Source organism: Alteromonas sp. MmMcT2-2, assembly GCF_022348305.1.
Taxonomy (GTDB): Bacteria; Pseudomonadota; Gammaproteobacteria; order Enterobacterales; family Alteromonadaceae; genus Alteromonas; species Alteromonas macleodii.
In genome coordinates this window covers 15,095-35,888 of record NZ_JAKRFA010000012.1, presented here as the reverse complement: position 1 = coordinate 35,888, position 20,794 = coordinate 15,095, and the positions used below count along the sequence as shown (strand labels likewise).

The window sequence follows — 20,794 nt, the reverse complement described above, 5'->3', positions numbered from 1 at the left end:
AAACTCCCTGTTGAGATAGTGTGGCTAATTCGTTGTTGTAAACCTAGATTGACCTAAGCAAGCGAGCCTTTCAAGTGAGAAGACAAAGTTTTACTGGTATACTCCACCGCCATTGAAATAGCTCTGTTGTGTAGAATTTATTAGCCGCCATGAACATCGCAAGTCATCACGCATTGTTTGCCAAGACTGAAACTAAAAATACCGATACTAAAGGCTCAAACGTTGAAAGCCTAAAAAGTGAATATCCGGGCATGCACCGAGAAACGCCTACGGGGTCGGATCACTCAGAAGCAGACGTTGATGTACCTGTGTTAATCGCGTTGTTTAATTCGACATTTGAAGATTTTAATACACGCTTGGTTTTAGGTGATGACGAACCCATTTACATCCCAGCAGACAGCGCAACGCCTTACCATCAAGTCGTGTTTGCTCATGGATTTTTTTCAAGCGCTTTGCATGAAATTGCGCACTGGTGTATTGCGGGTGAAAAGCGTCGACTATTAGAAGATTACGGTTACTGGTATTGCCCAGATGGCCGCGATGCATCACAGCAAGCTGACTTCGAAAAAGTAGAAATTAAGCCCCAGGCCATTGAGTGGGCGTTTACAGAAGCAGCAGGAAGAAAGTTTCAGGTAAGCACGGATAACTTAAACGGCGCTGAGCCCGACAGAGAAGGTTTTACGCGAAACGTAGCCGCACAGCTTGAACGTTATAAATCTGAGGGCTTTCCGCCTCGGGCTGAACAATTTATTAATGCGCTGTCATCTGCGTTTGGTAAAGGTAAGTCGTCTGGTTCATGTAGCAGCATAATAAATAGCACGGTAACAGACATGTCAAAAAATACGCTAACAGCAAATTGGGTGGCGGGATAGGAGTAGATGCCGAATGAATCATACTGATCTTAGCCAACCAACGTTTGATAACAAACCCAAATTCAAACTGGGTGTTGTGGTAAACCCCTTTGCCGGCATAGGCGGAGCACTCGCGCTTAAAGGCAGCGACGGTGCAGAAATTCGCGAAAAAGCACTGGCTATGGGAGCAGAGAAAAAAGCCAACGAAAAAATGGCGAAAGCGCTCAGCATTCTAGAGGCGTTGTCAGGCCAGTTCACAGTGGTTACAGCCTCAGGCGACATGGGCGAAACCGTATGTGAGTCTTTAGGTATTCCCTGTGAAGTTATCTACACAGCTATTGCAGAGCAAACCGAAGGTGAAGATTCAGAGCGCGCAGCTAAAGCAATGGTTGACGCAAACGTCGACTTACTGCTTTTTGCTGGTGGCGACGGCACAGCCCGTAATATCTGTAGCGTAGTTGGCACACAGGTGCCCGTGCTAGGTGTGCCTGCAGGTTGCAAAATTCACTCTGGCGTTTACTGCGTGTCGCCGTCAGCGGCAGGGCAGGTAGTAAGTCAGATGATCGCAGGCGAGCTTGTGAGTGAAATGGACGCCGAAGTACGTGATATTGACGAAAACGCGTTTCGCGAGGGCAAAGTTATTGCCAAACACTATGGTGAAATGCGCGTACCCGCAGAGCTCACTTACGTTCAAGCAGTAAAAATGGGCGGGAAAGAGGACGAGGCTTTAGTGCTTGACGACATTGCCGCTTATGTTGGTGAAATTATTGACGATGAGCCTGACACCTATTTTGTCATGGGATCCGGCTCCACCGTAGGTGCGGTCATGGACTTTCTTGGCCTAGAAAATACCTTGTTAGGTGTGGATGTGGTTAAACAAGGTGAGCTAATCGCAAGTGACGTTACTGCGAGCGAACTGATTGCGCTGACTCATGACAAGCCCACCAAAGTCATTTTGACGGTTATCGGTGGTCAGGGCCACATATTAGGTCGCGGAAATCAGCAGCTTAGCCCTGCTTTTATCCGTCAAATTGGCAAGCAGAATATGCTCGTTGTTGCCACTAAACAAAAACTACAGGCATTAAACGGTAAGCCGCTTCGCTTAGACTCAAGCGATGCAACGCTAGACGCTGAACTCGCAGGCGCGTTCACGGTTATCACTGGGTATAAAGATAAAGTACTTTGCCAAGCTGTTTAAAGACGCAGTTTGATACAACACAGCACATGTATAGCCATAAAAAATGAGTTTATCTCGAACTAAGATTTGATATTTAAAAACAGGAAGGAGTAAGACGTGTTACCACCTGCTGCAGCACCAGAAAGTGTCGTTAACGCCATCGCAGATATTGAGGCATCGCTTGATGACGTGGTAAATCACGGTAGTGATGACGAATTGTTTATAGCCAGCTACTTGCAAGGTCACTTTGCAGTAGAGGCTCGCCAGTTAGAAATGCAAGAAGATGCTACGGTTGCGATGCTTAATGATAAAATGCTCGAAAGCCTTAATAGCGCATTCGCCAACAACGAATTAGAAAGTGAAGACGCTAAACAAGTTAAAGCGCTTTGGGCACGGCTAGTCGCAATATAATTGCGACTTTCTTCCTTACTTTTCCCCTATCAATTTTTCTTCGTTCGTCGTTTATCCTCTCTTTTACAATCCGTTACAGTTTTCTGCATCGTAACTCTTTATAAACTACCAAATTGATTTATGTTTAGTATTGGCGTAAAGCCGTTTTGTGGTGCCTGGCACATTTTGGTGTTCAGCACAGATAATAAGATTAAGGATGACGAAATGACTGTACTTAAGCATCTCACCAAGCGCTTAAAAGTAAGTGTAGGTGTGCTGGCAGTAAGTAGTACGCTGGTTGGCTCAGCGTTTGCTAAAAACGATATCAATATCGACTACGAAAAGTTCACTACCGATAATGGGTTAACGGTAATTGTTCATGAAGACCGCAAGGCCCCAGTGGTTGCCGTTGCGGTTTGGTATAAAGTGGGTTCAAAAGACGAACCAAACGGCAAATCAGGGTTTGCGCACCTATTTGAACACTTAATGTTTAACGGCACGGAGAACTATGACGATGAATGGTTTGGGCCGTTACAAGAAGCTGGGGCAACAGGATTAAACGGTACCACAAACTTTGACCGTACTAACTATTTCCAAACCGTTCCGACACCTGCACTTGATCGTATTCTCTGGATGGAATCTGATCGCATGGGGCACTTGTTAGGTGCGGTGACACAAGAGAAATTAGACGAACAGCGTGGCGTTGTACAAAATGAAAAACGTCAGGGCGAAGACCAGCCTTATGGAAGCGTATTCACGCATATTTTTGAAGGCTTATTTCCCATAGGGCATCCTTACCATCATACGGTGATTGGCTCGATGGAAGATCTTAACTCCGCATCGTTAGACGACGTTAAAGGCTGGTTTAACCAATATTACGGACCGAATAACGCAATACTGGTGCTAAGCGGCGATATTAACGCAGAAGAAGCCAAACCTCTGGTTAACAAGTACTTCGCTGATATTGAGCCGGGCCCAGCACTGTCTAAATGGGAAGCATGGGTACCCAAGCGCAATGCAAATACCCGAGAAGTGATTCAAGACAAGGTGCCACAATCGCGCATTTACCGCCTTTGGGTTTCACCTGAAAATACCTCTTCAACCGCAACAGACTTGTTCATTGCCGCGAGTGTCATGGGCGATGGTAAAAACTCACGCCTTTATAAAGAACTGGTGTACGACCAACAAATTGCTACCAATGCCTCGGTGTTTAACTACGAGCTACAAATGGCGTCTATTTTTGGTGTGACGGTTGACGTAAAAGATGGCGTTGACGTTGCGACAGTAGAAAAAGAAATAGATAAAGTCATTAGCGAGTTTTTGAGTAAAGGTCCAAGCAAAGACGAAGTTAAATTGGTGTCGACTAAGCGACGTGCTTCAATTATTCGCGGGCTTGAAGAGGTTGGGGGCTTTGGCGGTAAAGCCGATACGCTTGCTAGTGGTGAGTTCATTGCTGGCGACCCTAACTACTTCAAAACTGAATTGAGTGAGCTAGGACAGGCTACTCCTAAAGGGGTTAAAGCGGCTGCGAATAAATGGCTAAAAGAAGGGTGGCATCAAATCACGGTTGTTCCGTTTATTGAGCACACAGCATCTACCGAAGGCGTTGACCGCAACTCTGGCTTGCCTTCAATCGATGCAGAGACTCAACTGAGCTTTCCTGAGGTGACAGAAACTACGCTTTCTAACGGTGTAAAGGTAGTATTTGCAAAACGCTCTACGGTTCCATTGGTGAATGTTGCGGTGCAATTCGACGCAGGTTACGCTGCTGATGCGGGTGGCAAGTTGGGACTTGCGAGCTTCACCACACAGATGCTTGACGAAGGCGCGGGAAAATATGATGCGCTGGAGCTTGCGGCAGAGCTTGAGCAGTTGGGTACTGATTTAAACGCCGGCTCAAACCTAGATACCACCACAGTTACCATGTCAATGTTAACAGAGAACATGGAGCCTTCTTTGGCGCTGATGGGGGATATCTTGAAATCACCAACGTTCAAAGAGGAAGAGATTGAACGTCAACGAGCGCTTATATTAAGTAATATTGCACAGCAAAAAACACGCCCTGTAAGTATTGCGCTTACGTTACTTCCGCCTCTTATTTATGGTGAAGGCCATGCGTACGGTATTCCGTTTACCGGTACCGGAACTGAACAAGACGTACAAGCGATTACGCGAGATGACCTTGTTAACTTTAAAAATACGTGGCTACGCCCAGACAATGCGACAATTTTTGTTGTTGGCGACACCACGTTAGGTGCCATTAAACCCATGCTTGAGAAAGAGTTTGGCAAATGGAAGGTAGAAGGTAGCAAAGGTGCGAAGCAAATTGCTGAAGCGTCAATGCCTGAGCAAGGCCAAGCGATTATTATCGACCGCCCTGGTGCACAACAGTCGCTTATTCTGGCTGCACATTTAGCGCCACCAACAGGGGCTGACAACAATATTGCAATTAATGCCATGAATTTAACCTTAGGTGGTGCTTTCACTGCTCGCGTTAATATGAACCTGCGTGAAGATAAAAGCTGGTCTTATGGCGCGTACACCTTCCTGCAAGATGCTAGGGGACAGCGCCCGTTTATGGTTTATGCGCCGGTGCAAACCGATAAAACAGGTCCATCACTGCTTGAGCTTAAGAAAGAGCTTAACGCTTACTTAGGTGAAAAGCCGCCAATGGCGAATGAACTTGAAAGGGCGCGGTTAGACGAAGTTCGCTCTTTGCCAGGTCAATTTGAGACGGCTAACGCGGTATTGTATAGCTTACTGTCGAGTGAAAGATTTAACAGACAATATAACTACCCAGAGTCCTTGGTCGAGAAATACAACAGCTTGTCTTTAGACGATTTGAGTAACGCGGCGAAAGAAGTGCTGCACCCAGAGAAATTAACCTGGATAATCATCGGAGATGCCGAGAAGATTAAAGCAGAAGTTGAAGCGGCTCAGCTCGGGCCTGTTAGCGTGCAAAGCATGAATTCACTGTAATAAGCGACACTGCAAAGCAAGCGAAAGGGCCGAGAAATTTCTCGGCCCTTTTTTATTCAGAATTATTCGCTAAATTCGTCAAACGCACGCAAAGCATCGGCGGCGTACATAAATGATGGGCCTCCGCCCATGTATACCGACATACCGCACACTTCTTCTATTTCTTCACGGGTAGCACCTAAATGCACTAACGCTTTAGCATGAAAACCTATGCAGCCATCACATCGCGTTGCAATACCAATCGCAAGGGCAATAAGTTCTTTCGTCTTTTTATCCAACGCACCATCGGCGGTCGCCGCCTTGGCCATATCTGAGAACCCCTTCATGACTTCTGGCACGCCTTTTTTAACCTCGGCTAGATATGGATTTAAGTTATCTGTAATTTCTTTATATGACTTCGTCATAGAGTTTCTTCTATGTGGCGACTCAGGAAGGCCCTTTTCTTTTCTTTCCAAGTTCAGGCGTATTCCTTGCACAAACAACGCGAGACGGCAAAGCATTAGGCCAAGTGAACTCAATGATTGAAGATCACGAAGGGTGCATTTGGTTTGTGACCACCACGGGTCTTTATAGACATACAGGTGAGGGAAATTACGTAGAGAAGATGGACTTTGGCTATGACAACGGACTTCGCATAATATATGAAGACCACACTAAAACTAAATGGGTAACCAGTGAAGTTCACGGCATATTCAAGCTATCTCCTCGCCGTAAAATCAAGCAGATCAACAGTGACTCATTGGTTTCACCCAGTGGCATTGAGCTAGATACCTTCAAAAATAGTGGCGATGTATTGATTGCTACAGCAAATGCTGAAATTTATACATGGAAAGTGAAAGAGCAAATACTCCAAAAGGAATTTGACTCGGTATTTAAAGAAGAAAGTGAATATTCAAATAGGGGAGTTATAGAACGACCTATTATTGTCCCCGATAAACACGGCAATATTTGGGTGGCACAAGACAACTTTATTGCACGTGTTAACAGAAAGAATGGAAATGTAAGTCGCTTAGAATATCCCAGAGAAGACAGCAAGTATCGCCAATTCAGAGAGTTCAGAGCGTCAGCGTTAGATAACGAAGGCAATGTATGGATAGGTACCTACAAGCATGGTGTTTATATATACAACGTGCAATCTGGCGCCTTTGAGCATCTTTCAACGACTGACGGCTTAGCTCACCCAGAGATTCACGCCATTGTTAATGACTCTCAAGGAAATATGTGGATTGGCACTGGAAGCGGCGTAAATTTATGGTCCATTCAGGACAATACTTTCACTCAGATTGAATACAATAAAGATCACAATGCAGGTCTGTTGGGCAGCATTGTCGAAGATATTCATGAGACCAAAAACGGCCAAATTTGGATTGCAACCCAACGGGGGTTGAACCTTTATAAGCCTGAATCGAAATCCTTCGAGTGGTTTGGGGAGCAGAAAGGGTTGCCCGCTACCTTAGTAAGAGCGATTGCAGACGGCGACGAGGGCCAGCTCTGGCTTACCACGAATAAAGGAATCTTTCTTTTTAATCCGGCTACTGAAAGTGCCATTAATTACACTAGCACTGCCGGGGCTGTAAGTCAGAATTTCTATTCAAACAGTTTACTTAGAGCCACTAACAACACGTTCTTTACCAGTAGCCAGCGAGGTATTGAATACTTTGAGTATGTGCCAGGACAGTCTGAATTGGTCGATTCTAAAATTGTGCTAACTGGCTTCAACAAAATGGGCGAAGCAGTAAGCCTTGATAAGCCACTATCCTACGTTACGGATATTAATCTTTCCTACGAAGACTATTTCTTCTCATTAGACTTTGCTCTTCTAGACTTCTCTGATCCCAAGCGTTCGCATTTTTCCTACAAATTAGAAGGATACGATGAACAGTGGATTGATATCGGAAATCACAACAACGTTTCATTTACTAACCTAAATGGCGGCACCTATACATTGCTGGTCAAAGCAATGAAACCCAATGGTGAATGGGGCAGTGAAGTCATGTCGGTTAATTTGCATGTAGCAGCAGCTCCTTGGAAAACTTGGTGGGCATACAGCATTTACTTTGCGTTTTTACTCGGCATTGTTCTGTTGATCATTTACTTAAGAACCCACTTACAGCAAACAGAAATTACCAAGCAGAAGCGCTTTGTTCAGGCGCTAGAGCAACAAGTTTCAGAAAAAACAGCCTCGTTGAAAGCTCAGGCCAACGATTTGAAAAAAGCGCTGGAACAAGCCGAAGAAGCAACCAAGTTGAAGTCTGAATTCCTTGCAAATATGAGCCATGAAATTAGAACGCCAATGAACGGCGTGATAGGGATGCTGGGCCTGCTTAAGAAAAGCAACCTAACTACTGAGCAATCACAGCGCGTCAACATCGCAAGCTCAAGCGCTAATTCTCTACTGGCCCTGATTAATGATATTTTGGATTTCTCTAAAATAGAAGCGGATAAACTCGAGATTGAGTCCGTTGAATTTGATGTAAGGGAATTGATTGAGAGCATTGCTCAATCGGTTGCGCATCTAGCGCAAGAAAAAGGGCTGGATGTTGTTGTAGATTTGTCAAAGGTCAGTGAGTCAAAAATAAACTCAGACCCCAGCCGAATTCAACAAATCCTCACAAACCTTTTAAGCAACGCCGTTAAATTTACTGAGCAGGGAGAGCTCTCTGTCACGGCAGAATTGCTTCCTACTAACAATCAGAATACTGCGCTTATGCACATTGCGGTGGCAGATACGGGCATTGGTATTCCCGCATCAAAACTACCTCATTTGTTCGATGCGTTTACACAGGTCGACGCTTCTACAACTAGACGCTATGGCGGAACAGGGCTTGGGTTGAGCATTACCAAAAAGCTATGCCAATTGTTAGGAGGAGACATAAGTGTTACCACCGAGCTTGGCAAAGGCAGCCGTTTTGATGTGACATGCGAAATTCGCTACGCCGAGCAACGCAACGCTGTGCGCCCTCAGCTTGCTAAACAAGACATGTGTTGCCTGATTATTGACGACAATGCTTCAACAAGACGTGCCATGCAAAGCCAGTTGAAACTTTGGGGAGTGCTTACACTGACCGCATCTTCGATTGAGGAAGCGATTAGCTTATATTTGAAAGACAGCGAGCAAGAGATACCGGCAATACCCATTGATGTTGTATTTCTGGAGAAAGCAGAAGAGGAAGAGTTTTCACAACACTTCGGCCAGATACTTTTAGATAACCCCAGAACAAAACATACGCGTTTGGTATTAATGACACAGCTAAGCGACATGGAGAGCTCTGTTGTCTATGGCGGAATAGACGTTGATGAGAGTCTTCCTAAGCCACTGACCTCTTCAGATTTAATTCGAATTGTAGAGGAATCAGTAAATACATCTGACTATGAAGCTAAACCACGCTTTAGAAAACGCGAGGATGATCCAGTCCATATTATCGAAGGCAACACTCAGCACGTTCAATCACCTGAAGAAAACGCAAAATCCACCTCTGATGACAATGCTTATCGAATCTTGTTAGTAGAAGACAATGCCATTAATCAAATAGTGGCCACCAATGTTCTAGAAAGCGAAGGGTATGTGGTTGACGTTGCCAACAACGGTGTAGAAGCGTTAGAACTGTTAAAAAGCAGCAAGCTTAAGGCGCATTACAGCGCAATTGTCATGGATTGCCAAATGCCGGAAATGGACGGGTTCGAAGCAACCAAGCTTATTCGCTATGGTGCAGCCGGCGACGTTTACAAACGTGTACCCATTATAGCGATGACGGCGAATGCTATGCAGGGCGACAAAGATATGTGCATGAAAGCCGGTATGGATGATTTCCTCACCAAACCCATAGAGCACAATAAAGTAACTTCAACATTACAGCACTGGCTCAACAAAGTTAATTAGACCCTCGCCAACGGGGAAATAAACGCGTTAATATGCAACAAGTTTTTAACATGTTGTGAGAGCGTTAATGCTAAACCGAGCATCAAAACCCTTCGTCAAACTCGTCGAACGATATCTTCCTGACCCCTACATTTTCGTTTTATTACTCACCCTAATTACGTTTGCGTTTGCAGTGGTCATTCAAAATCAGTCTCCACTTACAACTATTCGACAGTGGGGTGACGGATTTTGGGGGCTGCTCACATTTTCAATGCAAATGCTCTTGGTGCTAGTCACTGGGTTTATGCTGGCATGCACGCCATTAGTAAAAGCCTTACTTGAAAGGCTTGCGAGCTTAGCAAAAAGCCCTGGGAGCGCCATTGTGCTGGTCACGTTGGTGTCGCTTATCGCAAGCTGGATAAACTGGGGCTTTGGTCTTGTTGTAGGCGCGTTGTTCGCTAAAGCCTTAGCAAGAAAAGTGTCGGTTGATTATCGGTTATTGGTGGCAAGCGCGTACTCAGGCTTTATTGTATGGCATGGTGGTTTAGCGGGCTCTGTGCCCTTAACTATTGCAACGCCGGGTCATTTTTCAGAAGCACAGATTGGCGTAGTTGGCACTGGAGAGACTATTTTCAGTGGGTTTAACTTGCTGTTATTGGCAATCATGTTCGTGATTATTCCTCTTGTTAATCGTTTAATGTTACCGCCTGAATCTGAAAGCATTATTGTCGATAGCGCCAAGCTCAAAGACGACGCTTTACCGTCGGCAACAAACGAGCGGCCCGCCGACAAACTTGAAAACAGCAAGGTGCTTGGGTTACTTGTAGGCTTTGCAGGGCTTGCTTATCTCACTAACTACTTTGTTTCAGGGGGCGGGCTTAATCTCAATATCGTTAACACGCTATTTCTCTTTCTCGCTATTGTCCTTCACGGTACACCACGCAATGTACTGCACAGCCTGCAGCAAGCCGTTCAGGGCGGTAGTGGTATTGTTATACAGTTCCCATTTTATGCGGGGATCATGGCGGTAATGGTTCAATCAGGATTGGCCCAAACCATGTCAGAATGGCTGATTAGCTTTGCATCTGCAGAGTCGCTGCCAGTATGGAGTTTTATTAGCGCAGGCATTGTTAATATTTTTGTGCCTTCGGGGGGAGGTCAGTGGGCAGTGCAAGCCCCAGTAATCTTGCCCGCTGCCGCTGAACTTGGAGCCGAAATAAATAGAGTTGCCATGGCGGTAGCGTGGGGTGATGCGTGGACCAATTTGATTCAGCCATTTTGGGCGCTACCGGTACTTGCCATAGCTGGCCTTAAAGCCAAAGACATTATGGGCTTTTGCTTAGTTCAGCTTATCGTAACCGGTGTCATTATTTCCTTGGTATTGCGGTTTGTGTGAGGATTTAGAGAGCAATTTAACGCCGTCAAACAAGGCGAATAGAGCCGAATATGAAGCCACAACTTAAATACAAGCGGTGTGAATGATGCATTTAAACGAAGAAAAGGTAGGGTTGTTGATCGTAGATGTTCAGGGCGCGCTGGCTCGAAAAGTCAATGATAGCCAGACAATGATCTGCAAAACAGTAAAGCTAATACAGTGTTGTAAATTGCTCAATATTCCCGTAGTTGTACTTGAGCAAAATCCTGATGGCTTGGGGAGAACGGTCCCTGAAATTGAAACTCATGTCGCAAGCGATCCTCACTTTAAGAAATTTACTTTTAACGCAGTAGCAGGTACTGACCAGTGCTCGTCCGAAATACTGGCGTACATTGGTGAAATGGAATTAAGTCGATGGCTGGTTGTGGGAATTGAAGCGCACGTATGCGTTTATCAAACGGTAACGGGTTTATTGGAAAATAATCACACTGTGGAAGTAATACAGGACTGCATTTCTTCAAGAGAGTCTTCAAATGCTGTGCTCGCCATCCAAAATATGCGTGAGCAGGGCGCACGGATCAGCAGTTTTGAGATGACACTTTTTGGCCTTTTAAAATCATGCCAACATCCAAAATTCCGAGAAGTGTTAGCGCTCATCAAGTAGTCGAACAACGTGATGAGCGAAACAAGTCGGAGCTAAGCGAATGCGGTTTCTATCGATACAATGTCAATACCACGCACTTGCATAGAATCCAGCGCCAATAGATGACCAATGGCGTCACGCGTGCAGGTGCAAGGTTCAATGACTTTGGGGGAATACTTGGCAGCAGCTGGTGATAATGCTGTGTGAGTTACGCAGTTGTGCGTCATCATACCTGCAAGAAGAATTTCATCCACGCCCAATGACTGTAAGGTTTCGTCTAAATTGGTGTTTTCAAAACAATCGGCGTGTTGCTTTGTGATGATGGGCGCATCCGGGGCAGCGGCTATCACCTCTTTATGAATTTCAGCGCCATGAGATCCTTCATAGAAAAACAACCCTTCTCCGGCCTCAACAGGCACAAGGTGCTGTATGTGAATAATCGGAATGCTCTTTTCCTTTGCAATAGCCATCGCTTTAAGTGTTTCTTGCATCGCAAGCTCTGGTTTGTGTAAAGGATACTTCCCTTCAGGAAAGTAATCGTTTTGAATATCTATAACAATAAGTGTTTGTTTAACCACGGTCTTACCCTCTTTATCCAAGAAATAGTCTCTAGCACGGTTTAAGTTGTGCTTACTCGATATTGACTATTTTGCAGATTTTCACGTGTAATAGAGAGTGACGATAATGACAAAAAGCGCGCCAAATGCGACAGCGTTCACAGAACGACAATGAAACGATGAAAGAAATAAAAATAGCAGTAATAAACTATCCAACCGCAAGCCAATCTGCGCTTTACGGCATCGTTGAGATGTTAGAGTTAGCAAATACGATGTGTGAGCAAATCAACGCTGATGTGGCATTTAGCGCGAGTATTTACAAAGCGGAACAGTTAAACTCAAATGCACTGGTTGATGTCGTCATCTTGCCGCCAAGCATGAGTGAAACATTTTTTGAGCATGACTTCACATCACTTATCAACTATATGGAAGTCATGCAGTCCCAAGGTGCATTGCTCGCATCTGCTTGCGTAGGTGCATTTATTCTTGGCAAGGGGGGCTTTTTAGATAACAAAGTGTGTACTACACACTGGCGAATTGCCGATCACTTCATGGCAACCTTTCCCACAGCAAAGCTAGATGCTAAGGCTATCGTGGTAAACGGGGAGGGTGTAATAACAGCTGGTGGAAGAATGGCGTGGATTGATCTTGTGTTTGAAATCATATCGACCTTAAGTTCACCCACCATTGCCTTGAATCTTTCTAAAGAGATGGTGGTGGATACAGGTTACAGGGAGCAAGGCTTTTATCACCAGTTTTCACCCAAAAAAGATCATGGCGATGCTCTCGTTGTTAAAGCGCAAAATTACTTGGCAAATCATTACAGTCAGCCAATTTCTCTTAGCGATTTAGCCAGCCACACTTTCGTTAGTCAGCGAACCTTACAGCGAAGATTTACGCAAGCGTTAGGTATGTCAGTCATCGACTATCTGCAGAAGCTGAGACTTCATCATGCTTGTCAGCAAATTGAAGTATCTACGCGTAGCATTGCTGATATCGCATTCAACGTGGGCTATCAAAACGTCAATGCGTTTAGGAAGATATTCCGTAAAGAGTATGGGCTTAGTCCGGTGGAATACCGCAAGCGTTTTGCAATAAATTAATCATATCGTTATTTTCATTTTAATTGTTATGTTATAACATTTATTAAATTCGAGATTTAAAATGAAACTTAGCGAGTCGTTATGTCAATTCAAACTCAGCTTCCCGTTACCGTACTTTCGGGCTTTCTAGGCGCCGGTAAGACCACGGTTCTAAATCATATTCTGAATAATCGTGATGGATTAAGAGTAGCCGTTATTGTTAACGATATGAGTGAAATCAATATCGATGCTGCAACGGTGAAAAATGAAATTAGCTTTAATCGAGCCGAAGAAAAGCTAGTTGAAATGAGCAATGGCTGTATTTGTTGCACGTTGCGAGAAGATTTGCTTGAAGAGATAGAGCGTTTAGCGCATGAAGGTAAATACGATTATCTGGTAATAGAGTCTACAGGTATTTCGGAGCCTTTGCCTGTAGCTGAGACCTTCACGTTTGCCGATGAAGACGGTAAAAGCTTGTCGGAAATATCACGCCTCGATTCGATGGTCACCGTTGTCGATGCATTGAATTTTCTTAAAGACTATGACGAAGCTAAGTTTCTCAACGAAGTGGGTGAGAGCTTGGGGGAGGAAGATGAGCGAAGCGTGGCAGACTTGTTGGTCGAACAAGTGGAATTTGCTGATATATTGCTTATAAGCAAAACCGACTTAGTCTCTGAACAAGAGTTGGCGCGCCTTAAAAGTATTCTGCAAACCCTCAACACCGAGGCTATTCAAGTTCCTATCGAGCATGGAAAAGTGCCCCTCGACAAAGTGCTGAACACAGGGCGGTTTAGCTTCGAGCGCGCTCAGCAGTCGCCCGGTTGGCTGAAAGAAATGCGTGGCGAGCACGTACCAGAGACTGAAGAGTTTGGTATAAGCAGCTTTTCGTACGAAGCGCGACGTCCGTTCGATCCGCAGAAGTTTTATGATTTTATTCATAGTAAAGACATTGCAGGTAAGTTAATTCGTTCAAAAGGCTTCTTCTGGCTGGCAACACGCCCTCAATTAGCGGGTAGCTGGAGCCAAGCTGGCGGTATGGCGAGATACGGGGCTGCTGGGCTGTTTTGGAAAGCCGTACCCAAAGAGCAGTGGCCTGAAGACCCTGAATACCTTAAAGCGATTGAAGAACAATGGATGGAGCCCTTCGGTGACATGCGTCAAGAACTGGTGTTCATTGGACAAGGGCTTAATAAAAACGACATTATCGAGCGGTTAGATCGTTGCTTGTTAACAGACGAACAGCTTATTCAAGGTCATCATGTTTGGGCCGAAATGCCTGACCCATTTCCTGCGTGGGAGCACTAATATGCAGGCGTTACAAGACTACAATACCGTATTCGAACGCAGCAGTTCTTGGCGCTCAAGCGCCGATGCTATGGTGTTGGGCGATATCTTTGATAAAGGGATTAGCGTTGCGGTATGGACAAGGCCCGAAGTACCACTTGTCACGCAATATTATGTCGACGTTTTTAAATCATTAGGAATGGGGATTCGCGGTGTTTTCTCTTTAACATCACTGAAAGAGGAAATCGCAAAGCTTTTACCTGATGGAAGAAATAATGCCGGAAAGCAGGCTGCCATTGACGATATTTATTTGCTGTCTGACATGCTCACCACGCTATTTGACTGTGACAGTGTGGGTGTAAGGTTAGTGCCCCTTTCATCAGCAATGTGCCCAAGCTTTCATGTGGACAATATTCCTGTTCGGTTGGTGAATACCTATTTGGGCGAAGGTACAGAGTGGCTGCCGAAAGAAAGTGTGGTTACACGCCCAATGATTGGTCTTAACGACGCGAATACGCAAGGGCTTACTAAGAATAGATTGGGCCAGCACTATCGAGAGAGCAGCGTTAGGCAAATGAACGCGTTCGATGTGGGTTTACTTAAAGGTGAGTCGTGGCAGGGCCATGAAGAATTTGCCGCCGTGCATCGGTCCTGCAAAGTCATCCCTGGTACTCATCGCGTGTTGCTTACCCTGGATCCCATGTAGTTTTTAAATACTTATTGTACCTCACCCTCGGTTACTTCGGCGCTATCACTTTTTCCATGAGTTTTCCCTTGTGATAGCGCTTTTTTCTTTATCGGTACCTAGCCTCGCTAATCTTCTTAAATATTCGCTTTTAAGCTTCCAGCGTTAAGGTAAATAGTCTAACAGGCAAGTGCCACGTCTTTTTAGCGAAGACCTGAAAGGCCAAGTTTTTCAACATACACCCTTAAACATTATAATCTTTCATATTTAACGTGTTGTGAATGCTAGGAATACGTTCTTCTGCATGGTGATTTACATACAGCAGTGTACTGGTGCCTGCTTTAGCCAATATATCGATAAGCTTCAGCGCTTTTTGGCGGTTGAAGTCGTCTAAACCATTGCAAGGTTCATCCAAAATAAGCACGGCGGGGTGCTTAACCATAGAACGTGCAATAAGTACTAATCGCTGGTCACCAAAAGACAGTGACTGAAACGGCGTGTTCTTTTTCTGTTTCAAACCCAGTACTTCAAGCCACTGCTCTGCCACCATGCGTTCCGCTAGCGTGGGGCGAGTGTACAGACCAATACTGTCGTGAAAGCCTGAAATGATAACGTGCTCAACACTTGCATTCACTTTGTACTGCATGTGGAGCGCATTCGACATAATTCCAATGTGCTTTTTAATGTCCCATATGCTCTCGCCTGTGCCACGTTTTATGCCAAACATTGTTAAATCGTTGGTATAGCAATGGGAATTATCACCAGTAAACATTTGAAGCAAACACGTTTTTCCTGACCCATTTGGACCAGTGATCTGCCAATGCTCATTTTTGTTAAGCGTAAAGTTAAGCTGTTCAAATACGGTTCGCTCATCGAAGCGCACGAACCCATCTTTAAGCTGAATTAAGGTATGAGGTAGTGAATCTAACTCACTGTTTTGCTCATTGAGGTTTCGGTCATTGCGATTGGGGTCATCGCCGTGTTTGTCTTTAGCGTTTAGGGCTGAGGGAACATCGATATCATCAGACTCTAGTGCAAACCAAGTGCTTAGTTCTGAGCGCAAACCGTCATAGTTAAGTTTATCTTCAGATTTCCACGTAATAGCCAAGTCATCCATGACAATCAACTGAGCTTGTATATTCTTGGGAATATCTGCGAGTTTGTTGGCGGTAAGTACTAAAGAAGCTTGCTGCTGAGAGACAAGAAAGCGACTAAATGCGCTTATCGCTTCAACATCTAAACCTTCGAAGGGTTCATCAAGCAAAATAATAGAGGCATTACTTAACCATGCCAACATGATAATAATCTTGCGGGTTTCACCTGTTGAAAGTGAAAGAAACGCATTATCTAGCAGATGCTCAATTCTAAGCGCAGAGGCGAGTTCGTCGTAATAAGGGTGGTTTTTATAATCCTCATTAGTCTGTGCGAATAGTTCGCGAACCTGTGTTGGCTCAGCTATTACGTCTAGAATATCTGCACTGTCTTTTTGTTTTTCTTCTTCAATTATCGCTTGCTGTTTAAAAACCGAAACCTCTGCAACAACCGAACTACATTCACGACTACCGCTTGCTGCCTTCCCACTACCGGCAAGCGCGGAAATTAAGAGTGACTTTCCGCTACTGTTTCTACCTGCAATAAGGAAGTGGGACGGCGCACTTTCAGTACAGAGCGCTAGCGAAAATGCAGGAGTAATGTATTGATTAGAAAGCTTTATTTGAAATTCAGAAAGGTAAAGCATTAATGATCGCGAGTGAATATGGTTTAGCGCCATTGTGAAGTTTTCTGATTTCGTGTCAATGGTGAATAAGACATTCTGAAGCCTGAATCAGGTGGTAAGTTAGTCTTTTACTATCAATATGGCTATAAACGACTAATGATGACTTGAGTGAACTTCAGCTTATAATGGCAAGAAAGCAGTGTGCATTAATAAGAAGACAGGATGAAAATTTCACTGGAAGAAATAAACAAATCTAACTATGAGCAGGTTTGTGACTTGGATGTGGCGGATGATCAACAAGCGTTTGTAGCGTGCAATATGTGGTCGTTGGTTGAGTCTTTTTACAACGAGAACCATACCTGCAAAGCCATTTATTGCAACGACCAGCCCGTAGGGTTCTTGATGTGGGTTCAGGAAACGCCTACTAAGGTGTCCATTTGGCGCTTTATGATTGATAAGAGCCATCAGAATAACGGAATTGGCAGAGTTGCTTTATCTCAAGCTATCACGCTTATAAAGCAAACTTCTGAACTTAAACAAATAGAGATATGCTATAACCCCAAGAATCCTGTTACCAAAGCCTTCTATTCAAGCTTTGGTTTCGAAGAGGTGGGGTTAGATGAAGATGGCGAAGACATGCTTGCTGTTATTGCCATTTAGCCACGACTTAAATTTAAAGCAGCGAAATGCGAGGGATCTCAAGATATGGACGTCATAGATATTAAGACTTTTATTCCAAGCAAAAACTACGATATTTCTAAAGCATTTTATTCTGAGATTGGATTTAATGCTTCATACGTAAATGAAGACCTAACACTGTTTGAGAATGGTGATTGTCTATTCTTTCTCCAGCGCTTCTATAATCCTGAATTGGCGAATAACTTTATGCTACAAATATGTGTAGCAGACATTCAGGACGCTTTTGATTTGTGCTCGCGCTCGTTACATAAAACGAAAATTTCATCAATTGAGCAACAACATTGGGGAAGTGTTTTCTATCTGTGGGGCCCGTCGGGCGAACTACTTCACATTACCGAATTAGGTAGCTAGCTTTTGCGAGAACGAGGGACGGAATGACGAATGATGCATACGAATTACACCATTAAAGAAAGCCCTCCGTCAGCTGAAGAATTTGCCAGTTTAAGAAAATTGATTGGATGGAGTAACCCGTGTCTATCGGTTGTTCAAAAAAGTATTGATGCCTCGTTGTTTTGGGCAACAATTTACCTCGACAACAACCTTGTAGGCTGTGGTCGGGTGATTGGCGATGGCGCAATGTATTTTTATATTCAAGACGTCATTATTCATCCAGAACATCAGAATAAAGGCTTGGGATCGAAAATAATGAACACGTTGATTGCACATTTGGAGTCTTGCTGCGCACCTGGCGCAACCATTGGCTTGTTGGCTGCGCACGGAAAAGAGAGTTTTTATCTTAAGTTTGGCTTTAAACCTCGTGATGGTCAGAGCTTAGGTTTAGGCATGTGTAGGTTTATTTAGCTACTTGGTCATTAACGTGGCATGAGAGTTCCGGGAGTTCTCAAGTTTTTTTAATCACTTGTCATTGTGATCATTGCCTATTTAATTATCGGCAGCTTTCTGTCCTAAGGCGGCAAGTCGCCTCCGCTTTTCATGCACGGCCTGACGATAAACATCAAGTTCTTTTAACACTGAGAAAGGTACATCTCCTGAAACTAGGCGCTTTACGTCACTTGGTTATCAGCAATTTTTTTTCAATGTAACCTCCAATGTAACGGTCAATGCTACTTGTAGTCTCTCTTTGGTGTGAATTTTGCAAAAGCCTGTTTAAAGACACTGAAAATGTCGGTTTGCGTAGTAGCTGATCACTGTTTTTCGATGAGTTTTTGCTTCTTTCCGATAGAAATTTGACGTTTTTCACTGGACACGTGTAATGAAAAGTATGACAAAACCTGTCTCTCACGCTTTGCTGACAGAAAATGGTCGCTTAGTCGCGAAAGCCTTGGCATATACCGCGCTTCTCTTGGGCTTACTCTCTGGTTGCTCTTCATCTGACGAACCTAAGAGTCAATTTGCGCAAACCGATGCCAGCGACGTATCGGCATTGGGGAATGTGGAATACCACACCTATATGTTAGCGAACGAACTTTTTGCTGATGTGGGTCCAGCACGTCAGTCTCGCTATGCGGTAGTTGGCTTTGTACCTGCCGATACTATGAAATACAGTGCTGGTCATCAACATCCGCTAATGTTGTTGGGCCATCAGCTTGAACAGGGAATGATTACGGAGGCCACGAAAAGAGGCTTTTCTACTCAAGAATTCAAGCTTTCGAACGATATAATTGTTAGTAACGAAAGCGACAGAGTATTAACCCGCGATATCGACCAGCTTTCCAACATTGAGCGCGTCGATTTTTATATAACCGGCACTATGGTGTATCAAGAGTCTGGCGCGGTGGTTAACGCTCGAATTATCAACGCTAGAAATAAAAACATTGTCGCTGCAGCAACACGCTTTTTCCCTGCCGAACTGTTTTGGCGCGAAGAACAAGTAACCACCAGAAACGGCAAGTTATACAGAACTGAAGGTACGAGGTAACCCCATGAAAAGACGAAATCAATACGCGGCGCTTTCGCTTTGTGCTTCACTGCTAAGCGTCAGTGGGTGCTCTATGATGATGGGGGAAGAAGAGGTAGCCGAACAAGCGCCTCAGCGCCCGGCCATGAACGTGATTGATATTACTGCCGCCGACCGCGCTCCCTCAAAGCCAGTTGAAAATACGAGTGATACTCAGTCTCAGGGTATGGATGCGTACGGCGCTATCGGTCAACCTCCTTTGTATTCGAGCGTACAGGGCGCGTATAAAGGTCGACCTCTAACCAAGCATATTGGCGACTATGTGAAGAACATGGCGCAAGACTTAATTGCCAATATGGAATATGTGAATAACAAAACACCTATTGGTGTAACCCATTTCGCACTGCTAGATACTGACTTGCAGAAAACAGATTTGCTTGGTCGTCAGATGGCGGAATCTTTTGTTCACGAACTGCATAAATTCCGCGTGCCGGTTATCGACTTCAAAGCCACTGAATATATTCGCATTACTGACGATGGCGATTTTGTATTAAGCCGAGACTATCTGGAATTGAGCAGCAGCCTTCCTATTGAATACGTGTTAACGGGAACGATGACAAAGCACCAAGGTGGCGTGTTAGTTAACGCTCGTATTTTGGGCATGGAGTCGCGCGCAGTTGTGGCAACTGCGCAAATGTTAGTGCCGTTCTACGTAGTAGATGCACTTATTCCAAGTGACGGTAGCCAGCAAAACGGTATGCGCGATGGTGTTAAGCTAAGTCGCGGCTAGGAGTTTCAGTATGGTGTTTACAAAGAAGCTTGTGTCAAGCAGTTGGGCAGCCGTTGGCGTAATGCTGAGTGTATGTATGACAGGGTGCACTAGCACAGAGTCTATTGGCTCATTTTGGTTAGGTGAAGACGGTGAAATTACTCATCACGCCGAGCCAGTGCCTGTACCAAGCCGCTCAGGGCTGGAGTACACACCAGATTCTCGCGATAGACAATATCAACAGCACGTGGAAGTCGAACCCGGCTATAAAGACCCACTACATCATGGCTATTCACCTTCACAAACGCATAAGCGCTTAAATGATTACGCCTCGCAACTTGCGATGGAGTTAATGGACAATGCAACCCGTCTTACGCAGCAAGATATGGTGGGTGTGGCGAGCTTTGTGAGGCTTAATCAGTCGTTGAGCGACAGCACCGTGTTAGGCAATCAGCTTTCAGAGTATCTAATAGCCGAGCTACAAGACTTTGGGTTAGCGGTTGTCGACTTTAAGCTTGCAGGTGGCATTACCGTAACGCCAATTGGCGATTTCGTACTTACTCGAGATGGTACTGCACTCGCTAAACAGGTTGAAATGGACCATGTTGTAACAGGCACTATCATTGAAGATGACAGAGGCGTCCGCGTAAACGCCCGTATCGTGTCGCTGGAAAATAAACAAGTGGTGGCAAGCGCCAACGTATACATTCCTGCGTTTATCGTGATGGATTTAAATAAAATGGCTAGCGTAAACTAGCCATTTACTTCCATTGGGCTCTGTTTTTTCAAAGCGAATTCCTTTCATGTTCGCTTTCAAACCTCTAAACGTCTGGTCTTTTGTGTCCTGCACAGGAGAATTTTCACAAAGA

The 20,794-nt window shown here is 44.7% G+C and carries 19 protein-coding genes; 16 read left to right on the top strand and 3 right to left on the bottom strand.

What is annotated here, in order from left to right:
- Positions 1-149 precede the first annotated feature (149 nt).
- The 4 genes from MHM99_RS09295 (at position 150) to MHM99_RS09280 (ending at position 5,397) form a co-directional block, all read left to right on the top strand.
- A complete protein-coding gene (locus MHM99_RS09295; RefSeq protein ID WP_275445510.1) occupies positions 150-872 on the top strand; it encodes an elongation factor P hydroxylase in 723 nt (240 codons plus the stop codon).
- A 13-nt stretch (positions 873-885) separates the two neighbouring features.
- A complete protein-coding gene (locus MHM99_RS09290) occupies positions 886-2,049 on the top strand; it encodes an ATP-NAD kinase family protein (RefSeq protein WP_239219110.1) in 1,164 nt (387 codons plus the stop codon).
- 96 nt (positions 2,050-2,145) lie between these two features.
- Complete coding sequence (locus MHM99_RS09285) at positions 2,146-2,439, top strand: YfcL family protein (RefSeq protein WP_014949976.1); 294 nt, start codon at positions 2,146-2,148, stop codon at positions 2,437-2,439.
- Between the two features lie 204 nt (positions 2,440-2,643).
- Positions 2,644-5,397 (top strand): pitrilysin family protein, encoded by a 2,754-nt coding sequence (locus tag MHM99_RS09280; RefSeq protein WP_239219108.1) that lies wholly within the window; start codon positions 2,644-2,646, stop codon positions 5,395-5,397.
- A gap of 62 nt (positions 5,398-5,459) precedes the next feature.
- Here MHM99_RS09280 and MHM99_RS09275 read toward each other — a convergent pair whose 3' ends face one another.
- The gene (locus MHM99_RS09275) at positions 5,460-5,801 is read right to left on the bottom strand and encodes a carboxymuconolactone decarboxylase family protein (protein WP_187446662.1); all 342 of its coding nucleotides are present in this window, start codon (positions 5,799-5,801) and stop codon (positions 5,460-5,462) included.
- Between the two features lie 14 nt (positions 5,802-5,815).
- Between MHM99_RS09275 and MHM99_RS21370 the strand changes: the two genes are divergently transcribed.
- The 3 genes from MHM99_RS21370 (at position 5,816) to MHM99_RS09260 (ending at position 11,295) form a co-directional block, all read left to right on the top strand.
- Entirely contained in the window at positions 5,816-9,277 is a 3,462-nt protein-coding gene (locus MHM99_RS21370; RefSeq protein WP_239219106.1) for a hybrid sensor histidine kinase/response regulator, read from the top strand.
- 67 nt (positions 9,278-9,344) lie between these two features.
- Positions 9,345-10,652 (top strand): short-chain fatty acid transporter, encoded by a 1,308-nt coding sequence (locus MHM99_RS09265; RefSeq protein ID WP_049587759.1) that lies wholly within the window; start codon positions 9,345-9,347, stop codon positions 10,650-10,652.
- A gap of 82 nt (positions 10,653-10,734) precedes the next feature.
- On the top strand, positions 10,735-11,295 hold the full coding sequence (locus MHM99_RS09260; RefSeq protein WP_230633711.1) for an isochorismatase family protein: 561 nt from the start codon (positions 10,735-10,737) through the stop codon (positions 11,293-11,295).
- A 32-nt stretch (positions 11,296-11,327) separates the two neighbouring features.
- Here the strand turns inward: MHM99_RS09260 and MHM99_RS09255 are convergent, their stop codons facing one another.
- The gene (locus MHM99_RS09255) at positions 11,328-11,852 is read right to left on the bottom strand and encodes an isochorismatase family protein (RefSeq protein ID WP_239219104.1); all 525 of its coding nucleotides are present in this window, start codon (positions 11,850-11,852) and stop codon (positions 11,328-11,330) included.
- A gap of 125 nt (positions 11,853-11,977) precedes the next feature.
- Here MHM99_RS09255 and MHM99_RS09250 point away from each other — a divergent pair, with 125 nt between their 5' ends.
- The 3 genes from MHM99_RS09250 (at position 11,978) to MHM99_RS09240 (ending at position 14,903) form a co-directional block, all read left to right on the top strand.
- Positions 11,978-12,934: a helix-turn-helix domain-containing protein gene (locus MHM99_RS09250; RefSeq protein ID WP_049587763.1), complete on the top strand. Its 957-nt coding sequence runs from the start codon at positions 11,978-11,980 to the stop codon at positions 12,932-12,934.
- A gap of 81 nt (positions 12,935-13,015) precedes the next feature.
- Positions 13,016-14,218: a zinc metallochaperone GTPase ZigA gene (gene zigA, locus MHM99_RS09245; RefSeq protein WP_014976899.1), complete on the top strand. Its 1,203-nt coding sequence runs from the start codon at positions 13,016-13,018 to the stop codon at positions 14,216-14,218.
- 1 nt (position 14,219) lies between these two features.
- A complete protein-coding gene (locus MHM99_RS09240) occupies positions 14,220-14,903 on the top strand; it encodes a DUF1826 domain-containing protein (protein ID WP_239219102.1) in 684 nt (227 codons plus the stop codon).
- Between the two features lie 223 nt (positions 14,904-15,126).
- On the opposite strand, the gene MHM99_RS09235 is transcribed toward MHM99_RS09240, so the two are convergent.
- Complete coding sequence (locus tag MHM99_RS09235; protein ID WP_239219100.1) at positions 15,127-16,653, bottom strand: ATP-binding cassette domain-containing protein; 1,527 nt, start codon at positions 16,651-16,653, stop codon at positions 15,127-15,129.
- Positions 16,654-16,821: 168 nt separating this feature from the next.
- Between MHM99_RS09235 and MHM99_RS09230 the strand changes: the two genes are divergently transcribed.
- The 6 genes from MHM99_RS09230 (at position 16,822) to MHM99_RS09205 (ending at position 20,682) form a co-directional block, all read left to right on the top strand.
- Complete coding sequence (locus MHM99_RS09230; RefSeq protein ID WP_239219098.1) at positions 16,822-17,259, top strand: GNAT family N-acetyltransferase; 438 nt, start codon at positions 16,822-16,824, stop codon at positions 17,257-17,259.
- Between the two features lie 45 nt (positions 17,260-17,304).
- Complete coding sequence (locus tag MHM99_RS09225) at positions 17,305-17,649, top strand: lactoylglutathione lyase (protein ID WP_156086586.1); 345 nt, start codon at positions 17,305-17,307, stop codon at positions 17,647-17,649.
- A 30-nt stretch (positions 17,650-17,679) separates the two neighbouring features.
- On the top strand, positions 17,680-18,099 hold the full coding sequence (locus MHM99_RS09220) for a GNAT family N-acetyltransferase (RefSeq protein WP_239219096.1): 420 nt from the start codon (positions 17,680-17,682) through the stop codon (positions 18,097-18,099).
- A 412-nt stretch (positions 18,100-18,511) separates the two neighbouring features.
- Positions 18,512-19,177 carry a FlgO family outer membrane protein gene (locus MHM99_RS09215; protein ID WP_039225263.1) on the top strand — a complete coding sequence of 222 codons (666 nt, stop codon included), beginning with the start codon at positions 18,512-18,514 and terminating at the stop codon, positions 19,175-19,177.
- 4 nt (positions 19,178-19,181) lie between these two features.
- Entirely contained in the window at positions 19,182-19,946 is a 765-nt protein-coding gene (locus MHM99_RS09210) for a FlgO family outer membrane protein (protein ID WP_014949957.1), read from the top strand.
- Between the two features lie 10 nt (positions 19,947-19,956).
- A complete protein-coding gene (locus tag MHM99_RS09205; RefSeq protein WP_049587774.1) occupies positions 19,957-20,682 on the top strand; it encodes a FlgO family outer membrane protein in 726 nt (241 codons plus the stop codon).
- Positions 20,683-20,794 lie beyond the last annotated feature (112 nt).

What these genes read in the sequence shown, in the direction of transcription:
- MHM99_RS09295 (WP_275445510.1), top strand. Translation starts at nt 150, where the DNA reads ATGAACATCGCAAGTCATCACGCATTGTTTGCCAAGACTGAAACTAAA.
- MHM99_RS09290 (WP_239219110.1), top strand. Translation starts at nt 886, where the DNA reads ATGAATCATACTGATCTTAGCCAACCAACGTTTGATAACAAACCCAAA.
- MHM99_RS09280 (WP_239219108.1), top strand. Translation starts at nt 2,644, where the DNA reads ATGACTGTACTTAAGCATCTCACCAAGCGCTTAAAAGTAAGTGTAGGT.
- MHM99_RS09275 (WP_187446662.1), bottom strand. Translation starts at nt 5,801, where the DNA reads ATGACGAAGTCATATAAAGAAATTACAGATAACTTAAATCCATATCTA.
- MHM99_RS09265 (WP_049587759.1), top strand. Translation starts at nt 9,345, where the DNA reads ATGCTAAACCGAGCATCAAAACCCTTCGTCAAACTCGTCGAACGATAT.
- MHM99_RS09260 (WP_230633711.1), top strand. Translation starts at nt 10,735, where the DNA reads ATGATGCATTTAAACGAAGAAAAGGTAGGGTTGTTGATCGTAGATGTT.
- MHM99_RS09250 (WP_049587763.1), top strand. Translation starts at nt 11,978, where the DNA reads ATGCGACAGCGTTCACAGAACGACAATGAAACGATGAAAGAAATAAAA.
- zigA (WP_014976899.1), top strand. Translation starts at nt 13,016, where the DNA reads ATGTCAATTCAAACTCAGCTTCCCGTTACCGTACTTTCGGGCTTTCTA.
- MHM99_RS09240 (WP_239219102.1), top strand. Translation starts at nt 14,220, where the DNA reads ATGCAGGCGTTACAAGACTACAATACCGTATTCGAACGCAGCAGTTCT.
- MHM99_RS09235 (WP_239219100.1), bottom strand. Translation starts at nt 16,653, where the DNA reads ATGGCGCTAAACCATATTCACTCGCGATCATTAATGCTTTACCTTTCT.
- MHM99_RS09230 (WP_239219098.1), top strand. Translation starts at nt 16,822, where the DNA reads ATGAAAATTTCACTGGAAGAAATAAACAAATCTAACTATGAGCAGGTT.
- MHM99_RS09225 (WP_156086586.1), top strand. Translation starts at nt 17,305, where the DNA reads ATGGACGTCATAGATATTAAGACTTTTATTCCAAGCAAAAACTACGAT.
- MHM99_RS09220 (WP_239219096.1), top strand. Translation starts at nt 17,680, where the DNA reads ATGATGCATACGAATTACACCATTAAAGAAAGCCCTCCGTCAGCTGAA.
- MHM99_RS09215 (WP_039225263.1), top strand. Translation starts at nt 18,512, where the DNA reads ATGAAAAGTATGACAAAACCTGTCTCTCACGCTTTGCTGACAGAAAAT.
- MHM99_RS09210 (WP_014949957.1), top strand. Translation starts at nt 19,182, where the DNA reads ATGAAAAGACGAAATCAATACGCGGCGCTTTCGCTTTGTGCTTCACTG.
- MHM99_RS09205 (WP_049587774.1), top strand. Translation starts at nt 19,957, where the DNA reads ATGGTGTTTACAAAGAAGCTTGTGTCAAGCAGTTGGGCAGCCGTTGGC.